This window comes from Floridaenema aerugineum BLCC-F46, from assembly GCF_041929345.1.
Classification (GTDB): Bacteria; Cyanobacteriota; Cyanobacteriia; order Cyanobacteriales; family Aerosakkonemataceae; genus Floridanema; species Floridanema aerugineum.
This window is the reverse complement of sequence record NZ_JBHFNQ010000086.1, coordinates 53,383-62,872: the sequence shown is the minus strand read 5'-3', so window position 1 is coordinate 62,872 and position 9,490 is coordinate 53,383. Positions and strand designations below refer to the sequence as shown.

General features: G+C 37.3%; 5 protein-coding genes. 4 read left to right on the top strand and 1 reads right to left on the bottom strand.

The genetic code is table 11. The annotated features are described in order from the left end of the window. Nucleotides 1–389: 389 nt before the first annotated feature. From ACE1CC_RS10930 to ACE1CC_RS10915, 4 genes are read left to right on the top strand one after another with little or no spacing between them, the layout of a single operon-like run. Nucleotides 390–1,517 carry a pentapeptide repeat-containing protein gene (locus tag ACE1CC_RS10930; protein ID WP_413270489.1) on the top strand — a complete coding sequence of 376 codons (1,128 nt, stop codon included), beginning with the start codon at nucleotides 390–392 and terminating at the stop codon, nucleotides 1,515–1,517. 30 nt (nucleotides 1,518–1,547) lie between these two features. Further along, a complete protein-coding gene (locus tag ACE1CC_RS10925; protein WP_413270488.1) occupies nucleotides 1,548–2,774 on the top strand; it encodes a DUF4159 domain-containing protein in 1,227 nt (408 codons plus the stop codon). Nucleotides 2,775–2,822: 48 nt separating this feature from the next. Beyond that, nucleotides 2,823–5,159, top strand: coding sequence for a hypothetical protein (locus tag ACE1CC_RS10920; RefSeq protein ID WP_413270487.1), 2,337 nt, complete (start codon nucleotides 2,823–2,825; stop codon nucleotides 5,157–5,159). Then, nucleotides 5,143–8,703, top strand: coding sequence for a COG1470 family protein (locus ACE1CC_RS10915; protein WP_413270486.1), 3,561 nt, complete (start codon nucleotides 5,143–5,145; stop codon nucleotides 8,701–8,703). The genes ACE1CC_RS10920 and ACE1CC_RS10915 overlap by 17 nt, the downstream gene beginning before the upstream one ends. Nucleotides 8,704–8,846: 143 nt before the next feature. Here the strand turns inward: ACE1CC_RS10915 and ACE1CC_RS10910 are convergent, their stop codons facing one another. Then, nucleotides 8,847–9,413: a hypothetical protein gene (locus ACE1CC_RS10910; protein WP_413270485.1), complete on the bottom strand. Its 567-nt coding sequence runs from the start codon at nucleotides 9,411–9,413 to the stop codon at nucleotides 8,847–8,849. Nucleotides 9,414–9,490: the final 77 nt, after the last annotated feature.

Below are 9,490 nucleotides of genomic sequence, written 5' to 3'. Positions count from 1 at the left end.
GTCCACCCTGGAAATTAACTACAACTGGGGGCGATTTTGGTTGCTCAAATTTGAACTGTTTTGGGAGTGAGCGCGAAGCTTGTTGGGTCATACTTTATAACTGCTGAAATCCTTGCTATGTATAGATTTTAGCAGTTTTTTTACCCCCTTTTTCTCAGAGTTTGTGAGAAATCCGGGTAATGTGTTACGCGACACTAAGTAATACATTTAAAAAACTTTACATTTCATATATTGAGAGTTCCTTTTTAATCTAAGTTAAACTAAAATATAGTAAAATCTCCTTGGTTGCTGATGAAGCACAATATTTTTTAATAATGAGCCTAAGAATATTTATCACGCTTATACTAGTATGTCTATCTAGCTCAGGTTTAGCTCAAGATTCCCCAACTATGAAAAGGTTACGGGAAACTAGAAACTGTCCTGGATGTAATTTGAGTAATGCCAACCTAATGAGTGCTTACCTGCCAAATGCTAACCTCCGGGGAGCCAATCTTAGTAACGCTAATCTCAAAAATAGCGATTTGAGTGGTGCTTACTTACGGAATGCCAACTTGCAGGATGCCGACTTGCGGGGAGCCGACCTCAGCAAAGCAGATTTAAAAGAAGCTGATTTAAGAGGAACTAATTTAAAAGATAGTAAAATCAACTATGAAACTTTTATTGAGAGAAAATGGCGCACAGTTTGGGAATTAGTAAATCAAAAAATCAGGATTCGAGATTTGAAGGAAGCAGATTTAGCAGGAGCCAACCTTAATAGAGCTAACCTGAACAATGTCAATTTAGAAAAGGCTAATCTCAGTGGTGCTAAATTGAATGGAGCCAACTTGCGTGAAGCTAATTTAAGTAATACTAACTTGCTGGAAGCTGACTTATTTATAGCCGATTTAAGAAATTCTAATTTGGTTTCTGCTAATTTAAAAAATGCCAACCTCACTAGTGCAGATTTGCGCGGAGCTAATTTGAATAAGGCCAACCTAAATCAAGCTAATTTAAGTCGAGCTAACCTTGGTCAAGTTAATTTAAGCAATACTGATTTAGTAGGCGCTAATTTAAGAGAAGCCGAGCTAACAGGGATTAATTTAAATGGAGCAAATTTGGCAAGTGCTAACTTATTTAATATCAGCTTAAGAGGAATAGATTTAAGTAGTACCAACCTCAGAGGTGCTAACCTAACAGGAGTTAATTTCAAAGATGTTAATCTTAGAGGAATTAAGCTTCAAGGAACTAATTTAAGCGGTGTTAATTTAAGTGGTGCTGACTTAAGTGGTGCTGACTTGAGAGGTGTTAATCTAAAAGAAGCTAATCTAAACAATGTTAAGTTCAGTGGTGCCAACCTAACTGATGCTATTCTGATTGATGCTGATTTAAATAATGCTGATTTAAGTGGCGTAGATTTGAGCGGCGCAGATTTAAGAAATGCTGACCTTAAAGGAGCAAGATTAAATGGAATTAAGTTAAGTATTAGTACTAATCTATGCGGTGCAATTATGCCTGATGGTAGCAAAGGTAGTTGCTAAGTTTGTTTGATAAATACAAAATGTTTAATTATGAATGATAAAAATTTTTCTTTACCACGTATTGAACCTTTTGAGCGTCTTCATGTTTATGATAGTTTGATGATGAATGCGAAACGTTGGCTAATGGCTCACGATTACCATCGTCGCCGTCAAAATGTTCATTATCAATCGCTTAATCAACCAGGAATTGTTTGTGGATTGGGAGTAAAATTAATTGAGCCTCCTGAAGAAGCACCCGCACAATTTCGGGATAAACGTTGGTTAGAAATTCAGCCTGGTATTGCTATTGATATAGAAGGAAATCCCATAATTGTTAATCCATCTGTTAACCGGAAATTTCGCATTGCTACTGCGCCTCCTACTACGGGAACTTTAACAGTATATTTGGTGGTTAGCTTTGTGGAACCGGAAAATCCTGAACGTAAGCAAGATATCGAAGTGTTGAGAGAATGGTTTAGGTTTGATGAAAAAACTAGTCCGCCAAATGAAAAGGAAATTGAATTATGCCGCATTGAATTACAGCCTGGTGTAGTTAAATTGCAAAAGCCGAAAGATGTGTTATTTCCTGAAGTTAATGATATTGATTTACGTTATCGGTTGTTGGCAAAAGCTAGACCTGAAGCTGTTGTAAATGTGGCTTTGATGAAATATAGTGATGCTGATGATTGGTACAATAGCGATATGCAGAAATTGAGCGATCGCGATCGAGAAAATCTTTCCTATTTAATGCGATCGGTATCATCACTTTATCCGGCTTTGCAAGGAATAACAGAAATCGGACAAGTGAGTTTACAAAACAAAAGAGCGATCGCAGATTATGACTTATTTTTCCTCGCAGATTGGCAGGTAGTTAATCTGGATGAAGAAGAATTACATACTCTCAGTATTTACTTAAAAACAGGGGGTATAATTTTAATAGAAACACCTACAAATAATTCCTTTTTAATAGACAACATTCATAAAATAATTACAGACAAACTAGACATAGATTTGCTATCCTGGGAAGAGATGAGCCGTTATCATCCCTTGCGAACCCAACCTTTTTTGTTTACTATACCGCCAAATATTAATCAGCAATCAATAGAAATTCAGAGCGGAGGAGGAATTATTTTAGTAATCGGGAATTTATTATCAGCTTGGGGAATAGATGAGGAATTTTCTCTGGCTCGAAATGATATTCGTACCGCTCAAGAATTGGGAATCAATATTTTGCATTTCGCTTGGTGTCGGCGACAAATGACACAGTTGCTACAATAATCCTGGAAATCTATTCATACTTTTAGATAAACCGAGAGATTTTTGAAGATGCCAAACTTTGTCAAAGCTATAGTTTCTAAAAAGCAGCTAACATTAATACCAGATATTGCCGCCGACTCTGCTGATGAAAATACGAACGACGAGAACGAATTCGACGTTACTGTTGTTAACGAAAGCAAAGAATTTACCAGTTTTCAAATAGAACTATCAACTCCGGGTGCTGATACCCATTCAAACTTTAAATGGTATACTCTAGACCCAGAAGTTTGCGTGAAAAAACCCCCAGGAGCAAGTACAAAATTTCATGTAGTAATCACTAAATCACCGATTCAAGTATACGATACCACAATTGACTTAACATTAAAAGTTTTTTCAGTTGAATTTGCCAGTATATTTACTAGTCAAAAACTTAAACTTACCATTCAAAAAGCTCGGAAACCTTTAAGAATTTATCTAATCATGAAAGAACTTAAAGTTTACCCGAGTAATCTTGTTGAAATTCCGGTTATAGCCTACAATTTAAGTCAAAAATTTACCAATGTTAGACTTACAATTTCAGGATTAAATCCTGAATGGATGAAAGAAGGAACTGTGAGAAACTTGCAAATAGATGCAGGCGACTCCGAAAAAACTAGCTTTTGGTGCGAACCACCCATAAATGCCGAAACTTTCAGTAAGAAATACGATTTTACGATCGAAGCTAATTCGGATAATAGTAGCCATATTCCTCATGAAAGAGGAGTCTTAGAAATTCTTCCTTATGGAACAGTAGAATTCATTTGTAGCAATAAACTACAAGTAATTCCCCCTAGAAAAAGCAAAGGTTATAACAAAAAACTTAAATTTGCGACTTACGAATTGCTATTTGAAAATAAGAGCAATTTACCTCAGCAAGTCAATCTTAAAATTTCCGAAAAAGACCAGAAACAATGCAGTTTAGTTATTCCTGATGGAATAAAACTTGCTCCAGGTGAAACCAAACCAATGTACTTAGTAGCTAAAAAGAAACGACACTTATTAGGACTAAAAAAACGAATATTATTTGAAGTATCACCGATTTTAACTAATCCTGAAACAGAAGAATTTAGTAGCGATATTCGTCCTCACCCTAACAGCCAAGTTTTAGAATTACAAATTTTACCGATCGTTCCTTTTGTACTTCAATTGATTGGAATATTTTTATTGTTATTACTGCTTTGGCTGCTGAGATATTTGAATCCACCAATTTATCATGAAGGTCCCGTCAACTCCGTGCGTTTAATTGGGATTGCAGGTACAGTAATTAGCGGTTCTAGCGATCAAACAATTCGCCGTTGGCAAGTGGACAATAGTCTTTTACAAAATAGTAGCGGTTTAGGATATCAAGGTATTGTAAACGAACAAGAAAAAACTAAAAAAGCGGTGCGTGTCATTACTCAAAGACCAAAACCAGATTATATAGTTGCAGCCGGTTTGGAAACAGGAGAAATTCAACTTTGGGATGTTTCATCAAGACAAACAAAAACACCTTTATTCAAACCAAATCATAAAAACGATCGCGTTTTCGACCTAGACTTTACTTCCGATTCTCGCTATTTGTTCAGTGCTCATGGTAGCGGTTATATTCGGCAATGGAACGTGGATACAGAAAAGATAAAAGATGAAGCTGAACTGAAATTTACAGCTTTAACTTTAGGCGTGAGTGAAGGTTTAAATCAGCCAGGTAGCCTTGTTGTTGTAGCAGGACGATTTAACAAATTAGCTTTTTGGGATTGGGTTAATAGAAAAATATACAACCTACAATATGATTGGCTTGATTGGAAACAAGACAATGAATTTGATCCAGTTATCGGTCAGCATCATTACATAACCAGTTTGACAATAACTGAAGCAAATAAAAATATTGTTCAAACATCTAAAGCGAAAAATTTCTTAGTAACTGCTGATAATAAAGGCTACATTACTCTGTGGAACATGGATATAATACGCCAATGTATTGTTGATAATCAGAACGACTTGAACGGAGATAACGATCGCAAGCCAGAAAAAGATGCTTTCGGAAATGTTTTTCAAAGGTTAGAATGTAGCAATGCTAAACTTGCACAATGGCGTAATGGAGATAAAAATTATCCCATTCAACCTGTCCGTTCGGTAGCAATTACCCAAAATGGTTGCTACCTAGCAAGTGCGGGAGATGATGGTAGGGTGATGCTCTGGTCGATCGATGAAATTATGCGATCGCCTAAATACCAAACAGGGAAAATCATTGCTAATTTCCCTGATATAAAACTCAACAGCGTTGACATAAAAGCCATAAATGATGACTTATTTATTACTACGGGTGACGACAACTACCGAGTGAGATTATACCGGGAAAAGGTAAAAGACAATGCAAGTTGCAAATAACCCTCTTTTTATAGAAGATAAATCTTCAGGTGCGAACGAAGTTAAACGGGGAACTACGACTAAACGTCGCGTCGCTGTGAAAAATTTGGGCGATAAAAAAGCGGATATTGATATTTGGATTGCGGCTACTGATGAAAAATCTGAGCCTCTACTTTCCTGGTGTGTTTTTAACGAATCAAATCCTTTAAAATTGGAGCCAAAAGAAAGCAAAGAAGTAATTTTAACTTTTGAAGTACCTCAGCAAGCAACACCAGATTTGTACAATTATGAAATTCTTATAGAGGCTCAATCTCAATACCCAGACAAAGTTTTTCGCCGTCCCCAACAACTCCGAGTTTTGCGATCAGATCAAGATGCTGAATGGGGAAGCGAACCAACATTTACTTTACAACCTTTCACCAACTCTGCTAATCCTTATCTACTCAAAGCAGGAGAACAGTTAAATATAAAAGTTATCGTGGAAAATCGCTCTAAAAGAGTCGATCGCTTTTATTTAACTTGTCCAGAATTAACACCAGATTGGTTTACTGTTCACTACCCAGAAAGTCGCTTAGAACTATCTGGTTTAGTAAAAGAAACCGATGGTTTAGAACTTCTGCCAAATAGTACAGGTGAAATCACTTTATTTTTACATCCACCACAATATACTTTAGCAGGCAATTACTTTCCTACCATTCGTCTCATATCTAGCAATAAAGAAGATTTAGTATTGCTAGATGTGGTTTATTTGCAAATTCTTCCCGACGAAAGTTTGAAAGTAGAACTAAATCCCCTCTTACTGAAAATCCCATCTCAACCAGGTATATTTGAAGTTAAGTTATTTAACCAAGGAAATATTAGACGCGAAATTGTAATTTTTGCCAGCGATCGCGAAGAAATCTTCACCTATATTCCTGAAATTTCCCCAGTAGAACTATTACCAGGGTACGTTAACAATATTCCTTTAAAAGTGCAACCTCGCAAGTGGTGGAATCGACCGCTTTGGGGGAAAGCAAAGGAATTTAATTTTAACCTTGAACTGGAAAATCACAGGTTATTAGTACTACCTGAAACCGCCAAACCACCAGCCTTACCTAAAGAATTAGTTCAAGGAAAATTAATCTGGGAACCGCGTCCTTGGTGGCAATTTTTGCTGCCACTTTTCCTGCTAATACTGTTAGCTTTGGGAATAATCTCGATCGGTGCATTTCTCTTATGGCAACAAATGTTAGTCAAACCGAAAATTGACACACTTAAACCTGTTAGTAATATTTATGCAGAAATTAATAAACAACCAGTAAGTTTAAATTTTCAAATTAGTAATTGGCAGTTCATAAATTGGAAATTCCAAAATACTAACAGACTTAAAAGCATCAAAATTATTCCCCAAAGCGGTGAAGGAGTAGGCGAAATCATTAGTTATGAATACAATGAATTGAAAAAATTGTGTCCAGAATCTCCGAAAGGTGATCTTAACTGTACTGTACCAACAAAGACCACCACAGCAGGTGCTTATACCTTTAAAGTAGAACTTTATTCACCAGGACAAAATCAACATTCTGACTCTAAAGAGACGGATACTGTAACCATTAAGGCTATAGCTAAACCGAAAATTATTAATCTATTCGCCAGCAAAAAGACTTATCAAGAAGCATTGAAAGAGCGAGTTATTCTTAATTGGAGAATAGCTAACGCCAACCAACTAAAAACTCTAACATTAACTCAACAAGGAGGTAACGAACCACCAGTTAAAAAGACTTTTATTAAATGTATTCCTCAAGAATTTCAACCTCAAAATTTACAGCTACAACCAAATTCCCAAGATATCCTAATTTGTCAAGGAGTGGCTACAGAGGCTACAAAAGCAGGGAGTTACACTTTCAAGCTCGAAGCATTTTCTCAACAAGACCAAACTCAACCTTCCGACTCTAAAGAGACGGATACTGTAACGATTAAGCCTATAGCTACACCGAAAATTATTAATCTATCCGCCAGCAAAAAGACTTATCAAGAAGCATTGAAAGAGCGAGTTATTCTTAATTGGATAATAGCTAACGCCAGCCAACTAAAAACTCTAACCTTAACTCAACAAGGAGGTAAAGAACCACCAGTTAAAAAAACTTTTATTAAATGTATTCCTCAAGAATTTCAACCTCAAAATTTGCAGCTACAACCTAATGTTAACAATTTCCAAGATATCCTAATTTGTCAAGCAGTTGCTACAGACGCTACAAAAGCAGGAACTTACACTTTCAAACTCGAAGCATTTTCTCAACAAGACCAAACTCAACCCTCCGACTCTAAAGAAACTGATACTATTACGATTCGTCCAGCACCCCCCATTCCTCCTATCCCTATTCCAAAAATTGAAGAATTATCGTTAAATAAAACTAGCTATGAAGCAAAGGAACCAGTCCTTCTGAATTTAAAAATCAGTAATCCCAGCCAAATTAAAGAAGTAAAACTTATAGAACAGGGAAGTGATGGTTCAGTCACCAAAAATACTTTTGATTTAAGGCAATGTAATTTTCAAGAAACCTCATCTCAAAATCTTAAGCAAAATAATTCTGCTAAAATTGCACCAGTCAATAATTTATCTATTCTAAATTGCCAAAATATTCGGTTAACTCCAACTAAGGCAGGAAAGTATACTTTTAAATTTGAAGTATTTTCTAGAACCGATCAAAATCAACCTGCTCATGTTAAAGAAACTAACACTATTACGGTTAAACCCTTACCTGTCCCAAAAATCGCAGATTTATCCTCTACTCAGCCATTTTATGAAGCAGCTAAAAATGAGCAAATTCTCTTAAATTGGGAAATTACTAACGCCAGCAATATTAAAGAATTAACACTTGTAGGTTTGGCTTTAGATGGATCGATCGCAAGTCCCTTAAAACGTTACCCAATTAACAATCTACCTACTGGATGTACATTAACAACAAACTTAGTTTGTAAAAACGTGCCTACAGATGGTAGACAAAGTGGTGACTACGTTTTTAAACTAACAGTTATTCCCCAAGAAGAAGCACCAGAAACAGAAATTACTAAAAACACACCTACTATCAAAATCAAACCTATTCCCCCCAAACCTCCCAAACCTGCCACACCTGTTAATATTGTCTACTTTAAAGTTAATGGTCGAGATGTTAATCAAGAGGGAAAAATAATCTTTCCGATCAACAAAGAACGAAAACAAGCCAATGTGATTTTATCTTGGAAAGTAGAAGAAGGTGAAGATATTAAAGTTGAACTTTTAGGAAGTAATGTTCAACCTCAAGGAGATCTTTCTTATCCCTTAAGTAAACCTCCCAGCAGTCAAACAATCACCTTAAAAGTGAGGAATAAAGCTGGTGAGGAAAAAACCCAATCAGTTGTGATTGAAACAGTTGAACCAAGTAGTTCAACCAAACCTCAAACATCATCACCTGGAACAAGTTCACCCGGAATAGTTTCACCTGGAACCGGAGTTTCACCGGGAACAACTTCACCCGGAACGGCTTCACCTTCACCTTCCAATGTAGAGCAATTGCCACCCATTGAAGTACCACCATTACCGGATTGATGTTGGTTTAATTGAACTACAACCCCCTCAACTCTATATAGAGTCTGTTTTCAATAAGCAGGGAATTTTTCACCCTGGATTGAGCCGCGAAACCTTTTGCCTGCATTGGTTTGGGGGCGCTTGTCGCCCCCTGAACGAGATGACTAATGAATATCTAAATTGTCAACTGAAGCTCCTACAGAAATAAGAAAGTCATACAAGCTACCCGCAGCGGTACTGAAAGAACCAGATCGGGCAGATTGGAGATTGAGTTTAGTATGTAAGAACTCAAGACGATAAGCATTCCAAATTTCTGAGTAGTCAGCTGTTACCGTCCTTTCCCAACGTTCCAGTTTTTGCAGTCTACGTGAGGCTTCATCCTCGATATCCACCAAAGACATAGCCATCCACTTTTCAACCATAGGGTCAAGCCAGTCTTTAGCTGCATCAGTAACATTGGGCCGATCCTTGAGGTAACGAGCGATCGCCATCGACAGCGAACTGACAGCTTGTTCCCGGATCTCGGCGCGACAGGCAGCAGCACGCAACACACTCATGCGCTGTGCAGGGGCACCTTGCTTTAACTCCTCGGCAAGCTCTTCGTATACTACCTCAGCTAAGCGTCGAGGTTTAGGATGATAGGGTAAGCCAATCAGGTTCTGAGGAAGGATTTGCTCAATAAGAATTGCACGAGCCTCAGCGCGGTCTGTTTCGAGCAGACCCTTGACCAACAGGTCAGCCATATCCTTGTAGGAGGGAGGTAGGTCTCCTTCAGGCAAGGGGAGAATTTGAAGCATCGTTTTAGGCT

Coding starts and splice junctions, on each gene's coding strand:
- ACE1CC_RS10925 (WP_413270488.1), top strand. CDS start 1,548: ATGAATGATAAAAATTTTTCTTTACCACGTATTGAACCTTTTGAGCGT.
- ACE1CC_RS10915 (WP_413270486.1), top strand. CDS start 5,143: ATGCAAGTTGCAAATAACCCTCTTTTTATAGAAGATAAATCTTCAGGT.
- ACE1CC_RS10930 (WP_413270489.1), top strand. CDS start 390: ATGAAAAGGTTACGGGAAACTAGAAACTGTCCTGGATGTAATTTGAGT.
- ACE1CC_RS10920 (WP_413270487.1), top strand. CDS start 2,823: ATGCCAAACTTTGTCAAAGCTATAGTTTCTAAAAAGCAGCTAACATTA.